Genomic DNA, 21739 nt, shown 5'->3' with positions numbered 1-21739 from the left:
TTGCGTCCTGCGCCATCGTGCACGGCCAACATGTAAGGCGTGTGAAATAAAACGGAGAGAATTGCCGCGTAGGCTGACAGCAGGGATAAAAAGGAGATTCAACCCATGACCTTCACCGCACGCGTTTCCCCACCCCAAATGGTCCAGGCCCTCGCGCTGCTCGCCGCACTGGTCGGCGTGGCGACATGGTCGTCGCTGCTGCTGACCTCCGCAGAATCCCACACCCCGGCAGCGGCCCCGCAATTGCTGGCGGCGCGCAGTGATAGCCCGGCGTTGCAGTGGTTTTCCAATCAAACGGCGCCGATGGACATCAAGGTGAGCGGGGTGATGGCGGGGAGTCGGGGGGCGGTGGCGATACTGAGCCTGAACGATGGGCCGCCGAGGAGTTTTTTGCAGGGGGAGAAGGTGGGGCCTGGGGTGAAGTTGGTGGCGGTGGAGGGGGATGGGGTGGTGATTGAGCAGGGTGGGGAGAGGGTGCGGTTGGGGGTGGAGAGGTTGGGGGAGGGGGTGGTGTTGCCGAAGTTAACTCGGCCCTGATTAGCAGGAATTTCGACCAGAAGCGGAGTGTCAGGAACATCTCATACGGAGATTTCTTGCATGATGGCGTATTGACTCCTTGCCCGAACTAATGCCAAGATCCCGCCATGCCCCTAGGGGGTGAACGGGTGCCCTAAAGCTCTGGATTTAGCTATCAGAGAGATGTGCGGCAGAAGTAGAGAAAGCCTCGAAACTGCTGGATTTAGCGATTTATTTTTGCGTGGTTGCATCCGTGGGAAAAAAGCTCAGCATTCGTGTTGGGCTTTTTTTTTGATTGAATGAGAGGGATCTATGATATTAGAAAAACAACTGCTCAAATTTATCCAAGCTGAGGCAGAGAAACTAAGTGATCGCCACCATGCGTACCACAATTCGGTGAATTTGGAGTTTGAGCGTAAATCTAAGAGATTGTTGGATCCAGGAAAAAAGGTCGTTACGTTACCACCTCACTGGTCCGAAGATAAAAAATTTAACCCTTTTCACGTAAATAAAAATCGTAAAAAAATTGCTCACTCCATAGCAAAAAAAATACTTTTAGGTACATATAGTCCAAACTCTCCTGCCTCCATGAAGGTTCGTAAACCATCAGGGGGGTATCGCACCGTATCAATTTATCAAATTCCAGATGCTGCGGTGTCATCTTTGTTTTATCATCAACTGCTTAGAAAAAACAAGCATAGATTAAGCTCCTTTGCGTACGCATATAGAGATGATCGTAATGCTCACTTTGCAATTCAGGATATCTCTCTAGAACTTGGGCAGGCCCCAAGGATATTTGTTGCAGAATTCGATTTCTCTAAATTTTTCGACAATATTCGACATGATTATCTTTTTGCGCAGTTTGACGAAAACGGATTCTCAATCAGCGAAAGTGAGCGTAAAGTAATTCAAGCATTTCTTGGGCCTTCCGGTAAAGGCATACCTCAAGGTACGTCAATTTCATTGTTTTTAGCGAATTTAGTTTGCTGGAATCTCGACAAGAAACTTGAGCTTGCAGGGTTGAGATTCGCTCGTTATGCGGATGATACAATTATTTGGGCAAACGATTATCAAAAAATCAACATCGCCTACGATATTATCTACAGGTTTTCGGCGGAAACCGGCGTTGCTATTAATTTAGAAAAGTCCGAAGGCATAAGTTTGCTTTGTCCTAAGGATCATAAGAGTGAGTTTGCGCAGTGCAAGGATTCTGTGGATTTCTTAGGGTACACACTTTCGAAAGAAAAAATATCAATAAAAGAAAAGTCTGTACTAAAAATAAAAAAAGAAATTAGCTATATTTTGTATAAGCATTTGATTCAGCCGCTAAAGTCATCGGTACTCAGGTCTTTGAGTATTCCAGCGAACAATAAAGATGTTGATCTTCTGCGGGCAGTGTCTGAGATACGAAGATTTTTATATGGGGATTTAACTGATGAGATGATATCTAATTATATAAATGGAGCTAGTAATCGAATATTTTTCAAAGGTACTATGAGTTTCTACCCTCTTCTCAATGACGAAATGCAACTCCGTCAATTAGATACTTGGTTGGTTTTGGCGATTTTTAAATCTATTAAGCTTCGAAAAAAATTACTGGCAAGGCACGGTTATAACAGAGCTCACTCATCTCCATTCAATATACGAAAAAAAGACATCGCATCAACGTTGCGTAGGCAGAAAGATGGCGGGAAGAAAAAATTGCAAATCCCAAGTTTTTTCTTCATATACCAGGCGTTAAGAAAGGGATTGTCTGATATGGGTGTTGAAGGTGTAATGAATCCGAAGTCAAATATGTATAATTATTAAGTCGTTAGTTTGGTGTGCAACGACTTCAGTCATGATGGACATGATGATTCATGATTTGTAGGCCGATATTGTCAGTCAGCTGACAGTATCGCCAACTTTTTTCGTCTATTGAGAAACGGGACGAGGTGAGACTGATCTGTTAAGGGCGCTTACGAAAAAATTGACGGATTTATTGTCTGGGAAATAGCTAGGCATCTTTTTCTTTTAGTGTCCTGGAAAAGATTGGTGTGCTCATTGTAATTGGCTAGTAACATTACCCCGAGCAGCCTGCAGCCAATTTAAAGCTTTCGCCAGATTGTACTTTTCCTAATAACGCAACCGCTGCTTCAGAGTATTTTCTCGTGAAACTACTCTCCGACTTACCAGTCTTTAATTTAAAGTGGTAAGGGTTATCAGAATTCTTCATATCAAAGCCGGTCATTTGCTCTAGCAGTTCAATGAGTTTGTGAGCACCATTCCAACTAGTAAACCCCAGCTTCTCCGCTACCATTTGAAGGGTATATGGATAGTTAGCGTTTACGCTAGCAGGTCCGTCTAGCGATGTAATACCCAATATTTTCGCAAAATTCTCGTCATTTTCGACAGCATGCTCGAGCATTGAAAAATTTACTTCTACATGTTTTGATAGTGTGTCTCTCCTAACTAAATTAAATGCTCGAGCCATTAGTGCGCGTAATAATTTGACGTTAATTTGTTCGAGTGTGCCATTGTTTCCAAAGGCCTTAAATACCCAATCAAATGAAGATGAGACTATGCTTTTTATGCGGATCGTAACATCGCCTCCGACGTTGATGATACGCTCGCGTGGTGGGTATGAATTATCACCGATATCCTTATCCCATTCCAATATGTAAATATTTGGAGTTAAAGCTTGTGTGGCCTTGAACATCCTAGTGACGTCATAAAGTATGCTCTTTATGTTTTGGTCTTCGGCTCTGTATCCAACAAAAAGCAAAGGGTGCTCTGCAAAGTATGTAAGAAGTTTTGCACTCAAATACTTTTTATCAGCTTCAAATGTTTTGTAATCTTCTTCGGTTAGTACCAGAGATAAAGGGTCGGAAATACATCCATGTATTTTAAATATTTCACCGATCGATAAGTAAGGTTTGCTTAGAACTTGTTGGCCTACGACTCGCTCGAAATCAGGAAAAATCAACTCCAATAGTTGATCGTAATTTGTTGTAATGAGCGCATGTGGGCTCATTGCTTTCAGGGCTGCAATTTCTGCGTCTAAATTTTCTGATCCGTAGGAACCTTTTTTATCTGGCCCCATCCCATTCAAAATGGTGGCAATACAATGTTTTATAAATATATCGGATGGGTAGTTTTCGGAAAAATATTCAGCCGGAAATTGATCTCTGCCATCGGTCCATGCCCATTCTCGAAAGCAGTCAGAAAATATACTTCCAATTTCGACTAGGCTTTTATTTTTTTGCTTGTAATACGCTAAGTCAAGACTAATGTTGGGGCACATTGAAGCCAGCCCCTTCAGAAGCTCCTCCCAGCTCGGGCCGTTTGAGTATCGTTTGGAAAATCCTGAGCCTACGAATAATATCGGTTGGCAAGCAGCTTGGCCGAGAACATTTAAAATATCGGAAATTACTTCTTCCTGATATTGTTCATAACTTAAAGGCATACACACTCCAGTTTTATCTTTTTGGGGCGCAGAGGTAATCCAAGTGAGCAGCTACGGACTGGTGTTAATAGTGAAGTTATAGCACCTATTTGAAAGGTCGACCGACTGTCTGAATTTGAAGGCCAGAGCCTGGCTCGGAGCTGGGGATAAGGGGGGCGGGCTATTTAGGGAATCGTGTCGTAATGAAGCCTCAATAAACGCCAACGTTTAAAAAGACATTTCCAAACAATCTCCCAGGCTACACATCCTTGCGCCTTTGCCTACAGCTACGCCAGAATCCGCCGGCTTGTGCGCTTTTGGGTCGGATTCTATTGTGTTCCGGTCGCTGACGAATCAGCGATCGGGTTTGGTAGCCCGGCTTAGACTTGGCGCATAACGTCACCCGATACAGGCCTTTTTTGGGGCTGTGTATTTATGGTGGCCATGCGCAGGGCGTCTTCGGGCGCGCCGGTTCTCCAAGTCACCGGTCTACCAACCTTCGTATGGCCACCACCCCTTCGTTTGGTAGCGAAAGATGATGGCTCCTTTTCTATGATTTGGAGATTCACTCATGATCAAACCAACACCCAACCCGCCCGAAACTGTCTCGGTTTCCCCCTACGAATCCATCGATTCCAAAAAACTCCACGAAGCCGCCGACCGCGCGCTCGACCATTACCTCTGTCCACCCGGTTCCACGTCGCCCCCACGTAAAAAACGCGGGATGTATGCCGTGACGGCGGACTACAAAAACGAAGAACTGCTGATTGATGCCAGTGAAACGCTCGCTTCGGCGCAAACCATCGCGCAGAACGTCGCCAGTCTGTTGCCGGCGTCGCAGCGTCGGGCGTTGTTGGGGATTGCGCAGTTGATCATGCTCGGGGAGTTGGCGGTGAATCGGGCGTTGGATAATTTGCAATTGCCGGAGTGATGCGGGTGTTGGGATCACCCGGTGATTGATCGGGTGTTCATTCTGACGCTTTCGCGAGCAGGCTCGCTCCCACAGGGTTTTATGCTGATTGCAGGTGTTGTGTGCGACGCTGAAACCTGTGGGAGCAGTCGATTATTACCGCGTAGTCTTCGTGTGGTTATCGAGGCGCATCGGGACATTCGCGGGTCCATCGCGTCACGGTCATGTCATTGAATTGCTCACCGATGGTATCGACGCGTAGGCAAGTTCCTTTCTTCGCGTAGTACAAGATGCAACGCGAGCTATCAAACGAGCAGGTGTCCAGTTCGAAGAACTTGCGTGTAGCCAGCTCCTTCTCCACGCCGCTGTACTCATAGCCGTCGTTGGTATGCATCCGCGTCGGCTTCCATCCTTGTTTGAGTAGCTTGGACTTGGCCGCAGCCAAACGCTCACCGACGACGATGTCTGCTGGCCCTCGCTGGTCGTTTGGCGCCTGTGAGGCATCGGCAAACGTTGCGCTGATACCCGCGCAATAAAGTGCGAAAAATGCGAGGGTCGAAGCCTTCATTTGATCGTTCCTATAGCCGCTTTTTAGCTCGACAAAACCCCGATACTCGGTGTTAGGTTGCAGGGGGATGGTGATTCTTCTGCCTGGCTTCTCATAATCCCTAGGCATCGCCAGCGAAAGAGAATCCTATACGATTAAGTCGGTGGAGCATGGTTTGACGAGGGGTATTCAGGGTTTCCCAATGCCTTTAATATCGGCGCCCCTCACAAATGTCACGGTCAAAACAGCTTGATACAAAACCGAGCGGGCCAAAGGAAATGGAAAGCAAGAGTAAGTTATGGAACAGCAAAGCAAGGTCGAACACTGGGCATATCCGTTCAAGCTAAAGCGAGCAGGTAACCAGCACGTCGAGGCACAGGATCCCAAGCAATACTATGAAGCATTGGCGAAGGCCCACGGCGGGTTCTACCCGATGGGTACTAATGGTTCATGGCATGGTGGAATTCATTTTGATGGAGGAACGGGAGATGTCCTCGATCAATCCTCAGTGCGCTGTATCGCAGACGGAGAGGTAATCGCATATCGAGTCGACGAGACTGCCCCCGTCACAGAGTATTTCGGTGAGCATATGCGTGTTGTACAAGCCCCGTATTCCACAGGACTCGTACTTATCCGGCACCGACTCGAGATACCGAGCCAAAATAGTGATCAAGATGAGAACGCTGCACCAGTTGGAGAGCTGATTTTTTACAGCCTCTACATGCACTTGCTTGACTGGGCTGGCTACCAGAAACACGATGCGCCTCTGCCTCCAGCTTTTTTTGGGCCGTTGACCTATAGCCCAAAAGCAGAGAAATCTACCGATAATTTCCTCGGGTTGAACACTAGGGCTGGAGCCCCCGGAACTGCTGCCCACAGCGTCAAAAATGCCATTTTGCCCAAAGGTGTAAAAATCAGAACCGCGGAGTCAGCGGCCGCCCCCAATGAAAAATGGAAGAAGCTGAGCGCCGTGCTTGAAGGGAACTCCATTCCCCAAACGATTAGTGAGGCATGGGTTTACACCGGAGAGCTTGAGGCTGCTGGTCCCGACACCTATTTAGTGTCCGTCCAGTCTAATGACTTGAATTCGGGGTTGCTTCCAGGGAAAGGGTTGAATGTCTATAAAACCTCAAAGGGGAAACAAAAAAACTCGATAACAGGCGTCTTGCCATTAGGAGTGAAGCTCTCTCTGGAAGACGGCAGCGGAGATCTTCGGAAAATCAGCAGTCTCACCGAGGGCGTAGATACCTTCCCGATTACAGCTGACAGTGCCAAAAATATTCATGGTTACGTAGCCATTAGAGCCTTGCAAGCACAGCCAAGCAAGCCGGTTACTGATTCTTTTCATCTTTTGCCAGAACCTTACAAAGTCAAGGCGGGAGAAGTAGTCGGACATTTAGGACCTTATCAAAACGTCACTGACAGTGAATCAAAGTCGCTCCTGCATTTAGAGATTTTTAGCTGTGATGACGTACCAACGTTTATCGCTAAAAGTCGAAATCATGCAAAAACTTTGGCTGAGACACAAAAAACACTGCTAAAAATCCACAAGGGTGCGAGTCGGCTGATTAAGCATAAGGACGGTATTAATGCCCAAAACCCACCCGATATATGTCAGGAAGGGGCAGTTGTTGGAGCCGATCTTATAATTCCTCAGCGGGTTCTTGAGGATCTGCCTGCAACCTATCAGTTGTCAGATAATAAAACCTTTCCCGCGAGCACGCCGGCCCAAACTATTCGCTGGTGGCGCTTGGACAACTTACTCGAAGACGCAGAAGGTCATCCGATCAATGGCTGGCTTGGTGAGCAGGACTTAATTACTACTCGTCATAGTCCTTGGGAGTGGGAGGGTTTTGAGTTCATCGAGGAGAGCGGGAAGCCGGTTGAGCATCTTGCCCATCTTCTGGATACACGAGGCTTACTCAGTAACGAAGAGCGAGAAAACTATCGTGCCAAAATTAGCCAGGCAGATAGCGGCCCAGTCAAGAAAAGGCTTTACGATATCGTAGATACTAACAAGGATAATAAATTTAGTGTCGAAGAGATTCACTCTGCATTAGCTAAACTCTGGCATGCTCAATCAATATCACAACTCATGACACGTTATGAAAGTGAGTGGTTTTGGAACGCTGAAAAATGGGACGAGCTGGACCCTCTGCTCAACCATTCGCCATCACAGCCGAATCAAAACTGGGTGAATGAGAAAAAAAGAATCGAAAAGTTGTCGTGGTGGAAAGACGCTGGCTTATCGACTGATGGGAAAGCATGGCACTTTCATCTAATGGGATTGCTTGGGAACTTTACATATCCGACCGATGATAATGATTTGAAATGGCTGAAGGTGCCTTACGGACAACTAACATTCAATGTCGAGGGGAACGACTTTGAAGATGCTGGACATCCTGCTCATCGCTATTTTAGCCGAGTCGTGCACTGGCCAGAAGGTGTGTCAGGCGTGACGATTGGTCGAGGATACGACTTGGGTCAACAGGCTGATCCAAGGGCGGACTTAATTAATGCCGGAGTAAAAGAGCCTCTCTTGTCGTGGTTGGTTGGGGCGAAAGGCTTGCATGGTCAAGCCGCAAAAACATATTTAGATAATGCGAGCCAAGAAATCAGAAAACATGTAATAACAAGAAAGCAGCAATATATGTTATTCATATCTGTTTATGAATTCATGAAAAAAGACATTTTTAGAATTTCGGGCACAACCAGCAACGTAGAGAAATATGGTGCCTTGCAATGGGAAGGTGTTAATAAAAAAATTCAAGACGTCATTGTAGATCTTCGATATCGAGGAGACTATCACGTGGAATCCAGAAAATTCATTCAAAGGCCTTTTACTGATAATGATCTGGCGAAAATAAAAGTAGAAATGTCGAAGCATAGTAATTGGGTAGGTGTGCCACCAAATAGGTTCGCCGAAAGAAAAAGTTACTTGGAGAGTAATTAATGCGTATTTTACGTCTGGCAGCGTACACGGTTTTTGGACTGGCCTGTCTTTCATCTGCGACAGCGGCTGAGTTTGACTACAAACGGGTCTACCAAGCAGATGCAGGGAAAATAGGTAAATATATCGTCAGGTATTTGAGGACATTCGATTCCCCGTGCATACGGGTGCAATCGCTCTTGCCCGGGGGTAATGGGAAAATAGTTAAGGAAAAAGAACTATGCTCCATTGACGGCAAAAGCTTTCTCGACGGATACACCCAAGTCGAATTGAAAAAAGGAGAGTTTCAAGAAGAGAAGCTGACTTTTTTGTTTGAGATAATGCCACTTGAGCCAGCTCCTGAGTTTTTAAAAAAATGTACTGTTCCATTTAAGGATGGCGCGCCTCAGGACCTTGTTTGTGAAACGATAACGCCGTGAGTTGAAAGCTCTGGAGGAAAAGGGGACGAATTTATTTTTGAAAAATAGATCCGTCCCATCTGCCGTTTGCCTGGACCTTCGGGAAGCGCCGCCCACTTTGTTGTCGATTTCTGGTTTCAATCCTTTTCAGGGCATTTGAAGTTCCAGGAATAAACTTTCATGTCTTTGACTTCTTCGCCGACAGTTCCTGCACCTAAACAATCTCCGTTCTTGATGTAGTTGAAGCTGCAGAAACGGACGCCCTCCGTGCAAGACTCGATTTCATTGAAGCCTTTTCTTTGGATGACGTTTTCAACCCCGAACTCACCTGAGTAGGACGGATTCGGCTTCCAGCCATTTTTGATCAAAGCTTTTCGGGCTTTCGAAAATGGCATTCCTTCTTTGATAGGAACGTCTGCTGCGCTTGAAAATAAACTCACGCAACATAAAAGGCTGATGGCTAATATTTTTAGTTTCATTTCACAGTACCGCCAAAAATCTACCGTCCATATACATTTGCGTCGCACAGAATGCCTGAGGCAAAAGTTGCGCTCAACATTTCTTACAATTCTTTGATTGACTGTTGGTTAGTGGCTTCTGTCGAGCCGCTCGCAATGCCTTTACGCCCCGACTGGGTTTACGCTTTGTGCGCGGGGAAAATTGCCGGTAATGCGGCAGATTTGTTTAAGTGGGGAGGTGCCGCAGTAAGGTCTCGATAAACACCAACGTTTAAAAAGACATCTCCAGACACTCTCTCAGGCTACGCATCCTTGCTCCATTGCCTACAGCTACGTCAGAATCCGCCGGCTTGTGCGCCTTAGGGGTGGGTTCTATTGTGGTGCGGTCGCTGACGAATCAGCGATCGGATTTGACCGTCCGCCCAATATCAAGGCGCGCCAGCGTTCTGCACGTGTTCAGGCATTGTCTGAAATCATGTCGCGGTGGCTGTGCGTGGGACACCTTCGGGTGTGCCGGATTCCTTGATGTCCGGTCGGTCAACCCGCGTACAGCTGCCACCCTGTTTGTTTGACCGCGAACGGTGGCGGCTCCAGTCATCAAGGAGCTTCACCATGATCAAACCAACACCCAACCCGACCGAAACCGACTCGGTTTCCCCCTACGAATCCCTCGACTCCAGAAAACTCCACGAAGCCGCCGACCGCGCGCTCGACCATTACCTCTGTCCGCCCGGTTCCACGCCGCCCCCACGTAAAAACCGTGGGATGTATGCCGTCACTGCCGACAACAAAAACGAAGAACTGCTAACCGATGCCAGTGAAACACTCGCTTCGGCGCAAACCATTGCCCAGAACGTCGCGAGTTTGTTGCCGGCGTCGCAGCGTCGGGCGTTGTTGGGGATTGCGCAGTTGATCATGCTCGGGGAGCTGGCGGTGAATCGGGCGTTGGATAATTTGCAGTTGCCGGGGTGATGCGGGTGTCGGGATCACCCGGTGATTGATCGGGTGTTCATTCTGGCGCCTTCGCGAGCAGGCTCGCTCCCACCTTTGAGCGCGTTGCAAGGTGGGAGTGCGCTGGCTCTTCAGCCGCGATAAGTTTCTAGACGATGTACGCGTATCTGCACCCCGGAATGGCGGGCTGCTTTCTTTGCGTCAATCGACTGCCAGGTTGTCCCGAGCCCACTGTTCAGCTGTGGTGACCTGAATCGACTGCTGCTCGTTGAAAGTCCCCGCTTTAGGCCACGACACACCTCTGCCTTGAGCAAATACGGCGCGGTATTTTTTGATGTGGTGGGTGGGGTCTTTTTCCAGTTCCTGCATCAGGTACGGAACCGTCCAGACGTTACGCTTGAACGGCCGCCCCAGCACACGTTCAAGCAGGCTCGCCACCTGCCCATACGTCACCGTGTCGCCAGACAGGTACACGATCTCATTGCGAAAGCGCGGTTCGTAGAAAACGATGGCCGCTGTCAGCTTGCCGATGTCCTCGGGTGTCGTGAGCGTCACGCTGGTTTCCAGGCTGCCCAAGGCGTTGACGGTGTCGCTCTCAAAATCGACGACCTCAAAGACCGGCTCGAACAGAAAACTGGTGAACATGCCGGTCGAGATGATCACCCATTCGGTTTTATCCTGGGCGCGGAGCAACTCGCGCACGTCGAGTTGCGCATCGAACAAATCCTGCGGGCTGCCCCGGCCAATCACTTCGAAATCGACGCCAAACTGCCAAGGGAAATAGCGCTTCACGCCGGACCTGAGCGCAGCTGTCGCCAGTTTCATCGGCGTTTCCCGACCTGCGACCATGCCTGCGCAGCCTATGACGGTGTCGAATGCTGCGAACACTTCGGCCAGTTGATCGATGGAGTCGTTGACCAGGTCTGCAGCGACCATCTGGATGCCCAGACTGCGCAGTTCGTCGACTTCCAGTTTTTTCTCAGGGACTTGCGTGTTGATGGTCGAATCCCTGAGCAGGACGCTGATGGTGTTGCCGGGCGAGCGCTTGGCTACCCGCGCAAGATTGCGCAGCACCGGCAGGCCGAGTTCGCCGGCGCCAAGTACGAGAATGGATTGTGGGGAAGGGTGGGTCGCAGCGGTCATGATGTCTCCTGAGATCCGTCGTCTGTATGATTTGTGGATGCTGGCACGATTGCGCAGCGCTCAGAAGAAGGCACACGCGTGATACCAGGGGGACACATGACCGATGAGGAAACCCTTAGCCAGGCAGAAGCGATCTGCCAGACGCTAAGACGAGACGATGATGGCGTGCGGCGCGAAGTCCTGGCGCACGCTGGTAGCCGCTGGTCACTGGGGATTCTGCATGCCCTGGGTGTGTACGGCACGATGCGTCATGCCGAGATCAAACGGCAGATGACGGGCGTGACTCAGCGCATGTTGACCAAGACGCTGCGTGCGCTGGAACGCGATGGTCTGCTGATACGGCGAGAGTTGGATCAAGTGCCGCCCCATGTCGAGTACGAGCTGACGCCGTTGGGTATGGAGTTGTTGGTCCGTATGTCGCCGATTTGGACGTGGGTTGTGGAGCACGTCGATGATTTTCGCGAGGCGCGTCGTGCGTTTGATAGCAAGAGTGGGAAAAAGCCTTCGTGGCAGGTTCCGGTGGTGGGGCTGGTTGATTTGGATGACGCCAACGAGCGGCGGCGATCATGAGCTTGTCCAGTCTGCGCGGCTGAATGCTCACGCGCCTGCCGACGCAGCGGGCGAATGAGATTACCGACCTACTGCCGCACAGGTGGATGCCCATTTAGCGGTGCAACCTCTGACGGGGCACAGCAACAAGATCTGCCTAGTCGCCCAAATCAACGGCATTACCGTTAGTCCGGACATAGTAATTATCGAATTCACCGCTTTCGACGAACACGAAGCCATGGCGAGTGTAAAAACGATTTGAAGCGCTTTCCTTGAGAGCACCCACCTTGATGGGACGCCCGATCTCATCAGCCTCTTTGAAAATCCGAGTAAGCACTTCAGAGCCGATTCCTGCTCCTTGAGCTCTGGGTATCACATACAAGTGGTCAAGCAGCAGCTCGCTCTGCTGGTCTTTGATGACGACAAAACCGACCAGATCACCTGATACTTCTATGCGGCGTGTGCTGTTAGCGTCGAACCCAACAAGAAATCGTTCGCGCGCACGATCCGGGTCAAATCGTCCAAGCTGTTCAAGGCTCTCGCGCATGGCCTCAATCCTGATGGCTACCAGATCTTCCAGGTCGTTACTGGAAGCAGCGCATAAAACGACAGCGGAGTTTTGATCAGCGGAGGCTGGCATAACAAGCACCCTAAACATGGCCGGTCAGTGATTATAGAGAACAGAATCCGCATAACCACTGCGGTCTCGGTTCAATGGAGGCGATGGTTCCATAGTCAGCTTCAGGGGGATGTGTTCGCCGGACGCTTACGTCTGTTGGGGTAAGGGGGCGGATCTGTCGTGGGGTCCGAGACGCAATGAGGATTCCGATAAACACCAACGTTTAAAAAGACATCTCCAGACACTCTCTCAGGCTACATATCCTTGCGCCTTTGCCTACAGCTACGCCAGAATCCGCCGGCTTGTGCGCCTTGGGGGCGGGTTCTATTGTGGTTCGGTCGCTGATGAAACAGCGATCGGGTTTAGCGACTCGACTTATAAATAGGTGCATCAGCGTTCCATGCTTTGTCGCAGATTCAATGTCTGCGACTCCGCTATGGTGGCTGTATGCGGGAGACCCTTGGGTCTGCCGGGTGCCTATAACCGGTTCGCTAACCTGCGTACAGCCGCCTCCTTTCTGTTTAGCGACAGTTCTGGGCGGCTCCATTCCTATAGGAGCTTCACCATGATCAAACCAACACCCAACCCGCCCGAAACCGACTCGGTTTCCCCCTACGAATCCCTCGACTCCAGAAAACTCCACGAAGCCGCCGACCGCGCGCTCGACCATTACCTCTGTCCACCCGGTTCCACGCCGCTGCCACGTAAAAGCCGTGGGATGTACGCCGTAACAGCGGACAACAAAAACGAAGAACTGCTGATCGATGCCAGTGAAACACTCGCTTCGGCCCAAACCATCGCGCAGAACGTCGCCAGCCTGTTGCCGGCCTCGCAGCGCCGGGCGTTGTTGGGGATTGCGCAGTTGATCATTGTGAGTAAAAAAACAGCCCTCACTCGCAGCGACTTTACGTGTCGCCAACCACCAAAAAAGCTGCAGCAAACTCGATCCTTCCATTCAAACTTCTGGCGTTGCGGGGTGGGCGCCCACTTGGGCCTGTCCACTCTTCGACAGCAAGCCAAACCCGGGAGGGAGCGTTCGACTTCGCCCGAGTCCAAAGAGCCAAACAAGAAAGCGGCAATGTGCCCCAAAAAGCTGGACTGCCATCGGCGTTTGAAGGCGTAATACGCGCGCTGTGAAACAGCGACCTCCATTGTTGCCGTTGGCGCCTCGCCGGACTTGAGTCGTTCGCGTACGGGCCCCTTCCGACGGGCAATAGGGCATCGCCAGGCCGCGCAATAGTTGCGCTCATTTTGGAGAGCAGGGAATGGAACATGTCGATCATGTATTGATCGTGGATGATGATCGCGAGATCAGGGAACTGGTTGGCAACTACCTCAACAAGAATGGTCTGCGCACCACTGTGGTTGCGGATGGCCGTCAGATGCGGGCTTTTCTGGAAACCAACCAGGCTGACCTGATCGTGCTCGACATCATGATGCCGGGGGACGATGGACTGCTGCTGTGCCGTCAACTGCGCGCCGGCAAGCACAAGGCAATACCGGTGCTGATGTTGACGGCGCGCAGCGACGAGACCGACCGCATCATTGGTCTGGAAATGGGCGCTGACGATTACCTGGCCAAGCCTTTCGCGGCCCGTGAACTGCTCGCACGTATCAATGCCGTGCTTCGACGCACGCGCATGCTACCGCCCAACTTTGTTGTCAGTGAAAGCGGTCGACAGCTCAAATTCGGGCGCTGGCGCCTCGACACCACCGCTCGCCATCTGCTTGATGAGGACGACACCCTCGTCTCGCTGAGTGGCGCCGAGTACAGGCTGCTGCGGGTATTTCTCGATCATCCTCAGCGGGTACTCAGTCGCGACCAACTGCTCAACCTGACCCAGGGCCGTGACGCGGACATCTTCGACCGGTCCATTGATTTGCTGGTTAGCCGCGTGCGTCAGCGTTTGCTCGATGACGCACGCGAACCTCTGTACTTAAAGACCGTGCGCAATGAAGGGTACGTCTTTACCTTTGCGGTCGAAGTGCTCGAGGAGCAAGCATGAAGCTCGCGTTGCAATGGCCTCACACGCTGGCCTCGCGCCTGTGGCTGGTGTTCCTTGTCGGCCTGATACTCGCCCAGTCTCTGACGTTCGCAGCCCAGTACTACGAACGCTACGAAAGCACCAAGACGGCCATGTTGGGCAATTTCGAGCACGACACCGCGACCTCCATCGCCATCCTCGACCGTTTGCCTGCCGCTGAGCGTCCGGAGTGGACCAAGCGCCTGCAGCGTCGCAACTATGACTATTTGCTGCGCGAGCATGATGCCGGCAGTCCACTCACCTCGAATGATCTGGCCGGGACTGCGGCGCAATCACTTCAAGTCTCCCTGGGCCGAAACTATGCTCTGACCTTTGTCGAAATCCCGGGCCCACGCCCGCATTTTCAGGCACAGGTGCGACTGGCTGACGGTAGTCCGGTCACCATCGACGTACGTCCTTCTGTCAGGCCGTTGTCGCCCTGGTTGCCCTTCGCCCTGTTTGCTCAGTTGGTGTTGATGATCGGCTGCACCTGGCTTGCCGTGCGAATCGCGATACGCCCGCTCAGCCGCCTGGCCGAGGCGGTGGAGAACCTCGATCCGAACGCACATCCCATGCAATTGGATGAAAGCGGCCCGCGTGAAGTGGCCTATGCCGCCCGTGCCTTCAACAGCATGCAGGCACGTATCGCCGTTTACCTCAAAGAGCGTATGCAACTGCTGGCGGCCATTTCCCATGACCTGCAGACGCCCATCACGCGTATGAAGCTGCGCGCCGAGTTCATGGAGGACTCGGCAGAAAAAGACAAGCTGGGCAACGACCTCGACGAAATCGAGCATCTGGTGCGCGAGGGTGTCGCCTATGCTCGCAGTGTCCACGGCGCGACCGAGGCCAGTTGCCGCATCAGTCTGGACGCCTTTCTCGACAGTCTGGTCTGCGACTATCAGGACACCGGTCGAGAGGTCAGCCTGCGCGGCAAGAACGGCGCGATCATCGAAACAAGACCTCATGCCCTGCGCCGTATTCTGGTGAACCTGGTGGACAATGCGCTGAAGTACGCGGGCTCCGCCGAAGTGGAGGTCTGCGCAAACGCAGGCACCGGCGTTTCGATCCGTGTGCTTGACCGGGGCCAAGGCATTCCTGAGGAGGTTCTGGCAGAAGTGGTCAAGCCGTTCTATCGGGTGGAAAACTCACGCAGCCGCAGCACTGGCGGCACTGGTCTTGGCCTGGCCATCGCTCAGCAGTTGGCCATCGCGATTGGGGGTTCACTGACTTTGCGCAACCGCGACGGTGGCGGTCTGTGCGTGACCCTCGACATCGGCGCTCAACACTAGAGCGCGGGCTGCACGTCGACTGCAGCCTCTATCGGCTGGATACCGTGGCACCCATTTGTAAGCCACTGTATCCAGCGCATTTACATACTCAAAACAACGCATAACCGCCGGTTGTCGAACATAGCCGGTATACATGCCCTTGCAAGAATTCTCCCCATCGACTCGCCACCGGATCCCCGAATGGCGAGCCCTTACTACAGGAGTTCTTGCCATGAATACCCAATCCTACCGCCCTCAGGGCTGGCAGCTGTTCGGCCTGATTGCCGCCCTGGTGGTAGCGATGAGCATCACGGCTGTCGCGGTACAACCCGACCTTGTTGAGGGACTGCGCAGCGCCATCCGCGCCACCGCCCGTTCCTCCTTCGTATTGTTTCTGATCGCGTTCACCGCGTCGGCCTTTGCCGTACTGGTGCCTTCGCCTGCCTCTAAGGCACTGGTGCGCGAGAGGCGCTTCATCGGCCTCGCCTTTGCTTTCTCCCACTTGATCCATGCCGTGCTGATCTATGCCTATGGGCAACTCAATACCGAGTTCTGGCCAGCCCGCACCTTTGCCAACAACATCCCGGGCGGAACCGGCTACGCCTTCATCCTGCTGATGGCACTGACGTCATTCAAAGGGCCCGCCCGACTGCTGGGACCCAAGGCATGGAAGACATTGCACGTTACCGGCATGTGGGTCATCGCCGCCGTATTCGCCTTCTCCAATTTCAAACGCATCCCGATGAGCGACTGGTATGTGCTGCCTTTCGGCATGACCTGCGCCGCCGTCGCGATTCGACTGATGGGCAAGCTGGCCATAGCCAACAAGCGCAGCCAAACCAGGCAAGCGTCGATGCACCGAGAGGCGGGCGCCTCCTGATTTACCCAACAGGAAGAGTCCGCAGTAAACGAAGCAGCCTTCTCCAGTCCGACATATTTCTTCAATACATTTCTCAGCGGCAGTCATTCCGATTGCCTGAAAACAAGGAAGCGACAATGAGCAATAGCAACCACGCCGCTCAGGCAGCCAATCAAGTACAGGCCGGCAGCTATATCACCACACAGGACGGGGTACAGCTCTACTACAAGGACTGGGGCCCGAAAGACGGACAAGTCGTCACCTTCAGCCATGGCTGGCCGTTGAATTCGGATAGCTGGGAATCCCAGATGCTGTTCCTGGCTGACAAAGGCTATCGGGTGATCGCCCACGACCGCCGCGGCCATGGCCGTTCCAGCCAGCCGTGGGAGGGTAACGACATGGATCACTATGCCGATGACTTGGCCACTGTGATCACCACCCTGGACCTTAAAGATGTCACCTTGGTTGGTTTTTCAACGGGCGGTGGAGAGGTTGCACGCTACATCGGCCGTCACGGTACCGATCGAGTGAAGAAAGCCGCACTTATCAGCGCTGTACCGCCAATGATGCTGAAGACCGAAGACTACCCGGGCGGCCTGCCGATCGAGGTTTTCGACGGCCTGCGCACTGCCTCGCTAGCCAACCGCTCGCAGCTGTACCGCGACATCGCGGCCGGTCCGTTCTTCGGATTCAACCGTGACGGGGCAAACGTTTCTCAGGGGCTGATCGATTCGTTCTGGGTGCAGGGCATGCAAGCAGGCCACAAAAACACCTATGACTGCATTGCGGCGTTCTCGGCAACGGACTTTCGCACCGACTTGGTCGCGTTCGATGTACCGACACTGATCGTGCATGGCGACGATGACCAGATCGTCCCGATTGACGCCTCAGCCCATGCGGCTGCCGAGCTTGTGCAGAACGCCGAATTGATCGTGTATCCGGGAGCACCGCACGGTCTGACGGACACTCACAAGGATCGTCTCAACCAGGATCTGTTGGCGTTCCTGGGCAAATAAGCCAATCCCGGTCGTCATGTCCCGTCGAGGACGGCACATGACGACGGGTACATCTGAATGTTGCTCTCCAGTAGTCTCCGATCAATGAAAAAGGAATGATCATGCTCAATATCAAATCGCTCTTGGCTGTCACCATCACCGCGGCATTGGCACTGACCTCTGTGCATAGCACAGCTGCCGTCGAACCCGGCGCAGCCAAGCCCACCGTCGTTCTGGTGCATGGCGCATTCGCCGAATCGTCCAGCTGGAATGGTGTTGCCGCTCAGTTGCTGAAACAGGGATATCCAGTCATTGCTGCGGCTAACCCGCTGCGTGGCGTCAAGCAGGACTCTGATTATGTCGCCGATATTGTCGAGCATACCGCCGGTCCGGTCGTCCTCGTTGGCCATTCCTACGGTGGCGCCGTGATCACCAATGCCGTTCACGACAATCCGAAGGTCAAGGCGCTTGTGTATGTCGCGGCCTTTGCACCGGACAAAGGCGAAACTGCCATCGAACTGTCCGGTCGCTATCCGGGAGGAACCCTTGGTCCAACCTTGGCCGCTCCGGTGCAGCTGAAGGACGGCAATAAGGATCTCTATATTCAGCAGGACAAATTCGGCCAGCAATTTGCCGCCGATGTTCCAGCGGCAGAGTCTGCGTTGATGGCCGCCACACAACGACCTATCAGCGAGGCTGCATTGAAGGAAGCGTCTGGCGAACCGGCCTGGAAAAAACTGCCGTCCTGGTTCATATACGGCTCGGCGGATAAAAACATTCCTGAGGCTGCGCTGAAGTTTATGGCCGATCGCGCGGGTTCGAAAAAGACGGTTACCGTCCAGGGTGCATCCCATGTGGTGATGACGTCCAACCCGCAGAAAGTGACAGCGCTCATCATTGAAGCCGCCCAAGCCAGCTCCGCCGGATCATCGCGCTAAACGATGCGATCGCCCGAAAGCACGGCTTGCAGACCCGTCTGTTGCTTCGAGAAGAACCAGATCCGGCGCAGGGCGCCGGGTTTGTTCCTGCTTAATGGCATATGCGCTGTTTTTGCTGCCTGAGATATCTGTGTAGGAGCTGCCGCAGGCTGCGATCTTTTGATCTTGCTTCTAAAAGTTAATAGGCAAAGTCAAAAGATCGTCCGATCGCGGCCCGAGCCTGCGGCAGCTCCTACAGGGGCGGGTGAGTAGGGTTTCGAGTTTTGCCAACGGCGGCGCATCCTGGCTACGGTCAAACATCTGCACACCAACCTTGAAACATTAGGGACGGATCTATTTAAGGGGGGAGGTAGCGCGGCAGGGTTTCGATAAACACCAACGTTTAAAAAGACATCTCCAGACACTCTCCCAGGCTACACATCCTTGCGCCATTGCCTACAGCTACGCCAGAATCCGCCGGCTTGTGCGCCTTGGGGGCGGGTTCTATTGTGGTTCGGTCGCTGATGAATCAGCGATCGGGTTTCGCAGCCCGGATCAATCAAGGCGCACAGCGCTCCCAATCTCGTTGCCATTTTCGGCAATGGTGCTTTATGGCGGCTGTGCGCGGGATACCTTCGGGTATGCCGGGTGCCTTGATTCCCGGTCTGCGAACCTGCGTACAGCTGCCACCTCCCTTCGTTTCGCAGCGAAATGTGGCGGCTCCAACAATCAAGGAGCTTCACCATGATCAAACCAACACCCAACCCGCCCGAAACCGACTCGGTTTCCCCCTACGAATCCCTCGATTCCAGAAAGCTCCACGAAGCCGCCGACCGCGCGCTCGACCATTACCTCTGTCCACCCGGTTCCACGCCGCTGCCACCTAAAAGCCGTGGGATGTACGCCGTAACAGCGGACAACAAAAACGAAGAACTGCTGATCGATGCCAGTGAAACACTCGCTTCGGCCCAAACCATCGCGCAGAACGTCGCCAGTCTGTTGCCGGCATCGCAGCGTCGGGCGTTGTTGGGGATTGCGCAGTTGATCATGCTGGGGGAGTTGGCGGTGAATCGGGCGTTGGATAATCTGCAATTGCCGGGGTGATGCGCGTATCAGGATCAGCTGGTGATTGATCTTGCGTCAGATCTATCGCCCTCGCTCCCACAGGGATTTATGTTGATCACAGATTTTGTGTAAGACGCTGAAACCGGTGGGAGCCAAGGACAGAGGGGACGGATTCATTTTCGCAAAATGAATCCGTCCCCTCTGTCGCGTTTGCTGCTTTTGGCTCTGCATTTCCTTGAACACGGGGAAATGCCGCTACCGCTAAGGTGGCCCGTTATGCAGTCGCCACGTCTTTTGGTGTAAATGTATCGCGCGCTACATTACCGATGGTGTTGGTCGTGTAGGCATCGAAACTTCCGCCAATCAAGCCTCCCAGCAGCGGCACGGCTTTGCCAAGATTGATCACGCCTTTTTCACCAAACTTGGTGAACAGCTTGAAGCCGACCTTTTTGTTTATCTCTATCAAAGTCTTACCGGAAATCGACTTCACGGCGTTCATCGCGAGTTTGTTGCCCACGGCAATACCGATGTCTTTCAGCACTTCTTTGGCGGAGTTGGCTGTGAGACAGGCGAAAACGAGGGTCTTTACCTTGTCATCCTTCACATCGTAGCCACCTAGGTGGGCGATGGCGGCGATCATGCGAATTTGTACGAAAAGCACACTTGTGATGTTGGCGGGCAACGCTACGGGCAGTGTAATTAATCCACCCAGGCCGGTAATGAAGCCTGAGGTGGCCGATTTGGTGTTCTGCCAGCGAATCAGGGAGTTAGCTTGATCGTAAGCAGGGCTTTCTTCCTTGGCGTAGCTGGCTGCGAGCTCCTCGGCGGAATCAAGACCGGAGAACCCATTCACAGATCTCTCGTAGGCCCAATCGAGTACCTGCATTATCTTTTCTTGACTTATCAGTTCCATCTTCAGTCTCAGCGTATGAATAGTGGCCTTATGATGCCATGCCTGCGTGGTTATTTGCATCACTCCGCTTTGAACAAATTCCCTCCAAATACCTTCGCCGCCGCGCTGACGGCATAACTCCACTTTCTAAATAATCGCCCAGACCCCCGCGATTAAATGCTGCAGGACAGAGGGGACACCTTTGTGGGCGCGATAAACGCCAACGTTTAAAAGTCAAAGTCAAAAGATCGCAGCCTTCGGCAGCTCCTACAGGGGGCGGCTTAGTAGGGTTTCTAGTCGGGCCAACGGCGGGGCGTCCTGGTTGCGGTCGAAAACCTGGATGCCGACTTTGAGCAATCGGCCGTTTTCGGCTGTTGCTATGGCTTGTTCGCAGCGGAGTAGCAGACGTCCTTGGTCACAGTCCTGCGCCTTTAGTCCTATCGGTAATCGACCTTCCAATTGCAGCTCAGCCATCCGGCTCTGTGCCGCAATCATCGCAATCGACCGATCCCGCAACACCCCATTGCTCTGCGTCATCAACCCCGCCACGCGCACGGCCGCCGACATCGCCACGGCAATAATCGCCAGCGCCACCAGCACTTCTATCAGGGTGAATCCGCTTTCTCGGGAGCGAGCAGGCATAAGGGGCTCGAAGCAAAAACCAGCCCTCGACGCTAACCCCCGTCCTTGACGGCTTGACGACGAAAACTCCCGAGGATTTTCAACATCCCTGACATATCTTCTTGCAACACTGCGCGTCGAATCGAATCAAGCCAAAGGAATGTCGAGATGGATATCGCACCGTGCACACCGCCTGAGCCGTCGCCGCGCAAGCCCCGTGGGCAGCAGGGTTTTACCCTGATCGAGATCATGGTGGTGGTGGTGATTTTGGGGATTCTGGCGGCGATGGTGGTGCCCAAGGTGCTCGACCGTCCGGATCAGGCGCGGGCGACGGCGGCGAAGCAGGACATTGGCGGTTTGATGCAGGCGTTGAAGTTGTATCGCCTCGATCATGGCACTTACCCGAGCATGAATCAGGGTTTGAAAGTGCTGGTGGAGCGGCCGGCGGATGCGAAGAACAGCAACTGGCGTTCGTACCTGGAGCGTCTGCCGAATGATCCGTGGGGCCGTCCTTATCAGTACCTCAACCCGGGCGCCAACGGCGAGATCGATATCTTCTCGCTCGGTGCTGATGGCCAGCCGGACGGCGACGGCGTCAATGCCGATATCGGTTCCTGGCAGCTGTAAGGC

21 protein-coding genes and 1 pseudogene are annotated in these 21739 nt (G+C 52.7%); 15 read left to right on the top strand and 7 right to left on the bottom strand.

From position 1 onward, the window contains the following. Positions 1–105: 105 nt before the first annotated feature. Positions 106–537, top strand: a complete 432-nt coding sequence (locus PSH79_RS15665) for a type II secretion system protein N (protein ID WP_305438268.1) — start codon at positions 106–108, stop codon at positions 535–537. A gap of 291 nt (positions 538–828) precedes the next feature. Then, positions 829–2325, top strand: coding sequence for a reverse transcriptase domain-containing protein (locus PSH79_RS15660; RefSeq protein ID WP_305438266.1), 1497 nt, complete (start codon positions 829–831; stop codon positions 2323–2325). Between the two features lie 253 nt (positions 2326–2578). Here the strand turns inward: PSH79_RS15660 and PSH79_RS15655 are convergent, their stop codons facing one another. Then, a complete protein-coding gene (locus PSH79_RS15655; protein ID WP_305438264.1) occupies positions 2579–3961 on the bottom strand; it encodes an SIR2 family protein in 1383 nt (460 codons plus the stop codon). Between the two features lie 550 nt (positions 3962–4511). Here PSH79_RS15655 and PSH79_RS15650 point away from each other — a divergent pair. Further along, positions 4512–4871, top strand: a complete 360-nt coding sequence (locus tag PSH79_RS15650; protein WP_305438263.1) for a hypothetical protein — start codon at positions 4512–4514, stop codon at positions 4869–4871. 157 nt (positions 4872–5028) lie between these two features. Here PSH79_RS15650 and PSH79_RS15645 read toward each other — a convergent pair whose 3' ends face one another. Beyond that, positions 5029–5418 (bottom strand): hypothetical protein, encoded by a 390-nt coding sequence (locus tag PSH79_RS15645; protein ID WP_305438262.1) that lies wholly within the window; start codon positions 5416–5418, stop codon positions 5029–5031. A 277-nt stretch (positions 5419–5695) separates the two neighbouring features. On the opposite strand from PSH79_RS15645, the gene PSH79_RS15640 reads away from it, so the two are divergent. Together PSH79_RS15640 and PSH79_RS15635 are read left to right on the top strand one after the other, a co-directional pair. Further along, the gene (locus PSH79_RS15640) at positions 5696–8350 is read left to right on the top strand and encodes a hypothetical protein (RefSeq protein ID WP_305438260.1); all 2655 of its coding nucleotides are present in this window, start codon (positions 5696–5698) and stop codon (positions 8348–8350) included. Beyond that, positions 8350–8766: a hypothetical protein gene (locus PSH79_RS15635; RefSeq protein ID WP_305438259.1), complete on the top strand. Its 417-nt coding sequence runs from the start codon at positions 8350–8352 to the stop codon at positions 8764–8766. Before PSH79_RS15640 ends, PSH79_RS15635 begins: the two co-directional genes overlap by 1 nt. 116 nt (positions 8767–8882) lie before the next feature. Here PSH79_RS15635 and PSH79_RS15630 read toward each other — a convergent pair whose 3' ends face one another. Next, positions 8883–9224: a hypothetical protein gene (locus PSH79_RS15630; RefSeq protein WP_305438258.1), complete on the bottom strand. Its 342-nt coding sequence runs from the start codon at positions 9222–9224 to the stop codon at positions 8883–8885. Between the two features lie 591 nt (positions 9225–9815). Here PSH79_RS15630 and PSH79_RS15625 point away from each other — a divergent pair. After that, complete coding sequence (locus PSH79_RS15625) at positions 9816–10175, top strand: hypothetical protein (RefSeq protein ID WP_305438256.1); 360 nt, start codon at positions 9816–9818, stop codon at positions 10173–10175. Positions 10176–10355: 180 nt separating this feature from the next. On the opposite strand, the gene PSH79_RS15620 is transcribed toward PSH79_RS15625, so the two are convergent. Continuing rightward, entirely contained in the window at positions 10356–11297 is a 942-nt protein-coding gene (locus PSH79_RS15620) for an aromatic alcohol reductase (protein WP_305438255.1), read from the bottom strand. A gap of 96 nt (positions 11298–11393) precedes the next feature. Between PSH79_RS15620 and PSH79_RS15615 the strand changes: the two genes are divergently transcribed. Next, a complete protein-coding gene (locus PSH79_RS15615) occupies positions 11394–11867 on the top strand; it encodes a helix-turn-helix domain-containing protein (protein WP_305438253.1) in 474 nt (157 codons plus the stop codon). A 136-nt stretch (positions 11868–12003) separates the two neighbouring features. Here the strand turns inward: PSH79_RS15615 and PSH79_RS15610 are convergent, their stop codons facing one another. Next, positions 12004–12486: a GNAT family N-acetyltransferase gene (locus PSH79_RS15610; protein ID WP_305438251.1), complete on the bottom strand. Its 483-nt coding sequence runs from the start codon at positions 12484–12486 to the stop codon at positions 12004–12006. A gap of 544 nt (positions 12487–13030) precedes the next feature. Here PSH79_RS15610 and PSH79_RS15605 point away from each other — a divergent pair. From PSH79_RS15605 to PSH79_RS15575, 7 genes and pseudogenes are all read left to right on the top strand, one after another. After that, positions 13031–13345 (top strand): annotated as a pseudogene (locus tag PSH79_RS15605) (DUF6124 family protein); the annotation flags it as partial. A gap of 385 nt (positions 13346–13730) precedes the next feature. Next, complete coding sequence (locus PSH79_RS15600; RefSeq protein ID WP_305438249.1) at positions 13731–14471, top strand: response regulator; 741 nt, start codon at positions 13731–13733, stop codon at positions 14469–14471. Then, entirely contained in the window at positions 14468–15781 is a 1314-nt protein-coding gene (locus PSH79_RS15595) for an ATP-binding protein (RefSeq protein ID WP_305438247.1), read from the top strand. Before PSH79_RS15600 ends, PSH79_RS15595 begins: the two co-directional genes overlap by 4 nt. A gap of 211 nt (positions 15782–15992) precedes the next feature. Further along, positions 15993–16640: a ferric reductase-like transmembrane domain-containing protein gene (locus PSH79_RS15590; protein ID WP_305438245.1), complete on the top strand. Its 648-nt coding sequence runs from the start codon at positions 15993–15995 to the stop codon at positions 16638–16640. Positions 16641–16756: 116 nt separating this feature from the next. Further along, on the top strand, positions 16757–17635 hold the full coding sequence (locus tag PSH79_RS15585) for an alpha/beta fold hydrolase (RefSeq protein WP_305438243.1): 879 nt from the start codon (positions 16757–16759) through the stop codon (positions 17633–17635). Positions 17636–17736: 101 nt separating this feature from the next. Beyond that, on the top strand, positions 17737–18552 hold the full coding sequence (locus tag PSH79_RS15580) for an alpha/beta fold hydrolase (protein ID WP_305438241.1): 816 nt from the start codon (positions 17737–17739) through the stop codon (positions 18550–18552). A 723-nt stretch (positions 18553–19275) separates the two neighbouring features. Further along, complete coding sequence (locus PSH79_RS15575) at positions 19276–19635, top strand: hypothetical protein (protein WP_305438239.1); 360 nt, start codon at positions 19276–19278, stop codon at positions 19633–19635. 235 nt (positions 19636–19870) lie between these two features. On the opposite strand, the gene PSH79_RS15570 is transcribed toward PSH79_RS15575, so the two are convergent. After that, complete coding sequence (locus PSH79_RS15570) at positions 19871–20482, bottom strand: EcsC family protein (protein ID WP_370872497.1); 612 nt, start codon at positions 20480–20482, stop codon at positions 19871–19873. Between the two features lie 273 nt (positions 20483–20755). Next, positions 20756–21130: a type II secretion system minor pseudopilin GspI gene (gene gspI / locus PSH79_RS15565; RefSeq protein WP_305438235.1), complete on the bottom strand. Its 375-nt coding sequence runs from the start codon at positions 21128–21130 to the stop codon at positions 20756–20758. Between the two features lie 147 nt (positions 21131–21277). On the opposite strand from gspI, the gene gspG reads away from it, so the two are divergent. Next, positions 21278–21736, top strand: coding sequence for a type II secretion system major pseudopilin GspG (gene gspG, locus PSH79_RS15560; RefSeq protein ID WP_305438234.1), 459 nt, complete (start codon positions 21278–21280; stop codon positions 21734–21736). Positions 21737–21739: the final 3 nt, after the last annotated feature.

The organism is Pseudomonas sp. FP2196 (genome assembly GCF_030687715.1).
Lineage (GTDB): Bacteria > Pseudomonadota > Gammaproteobacteria > Pseudomonadales > Pseudomonadaceae > Aquipseudomonas.
The sequence above is the reverse complement of the archived record's forward strand: the minus strand, read 5'-3'. Positions and strand labels throughout refer to the sequence as shown.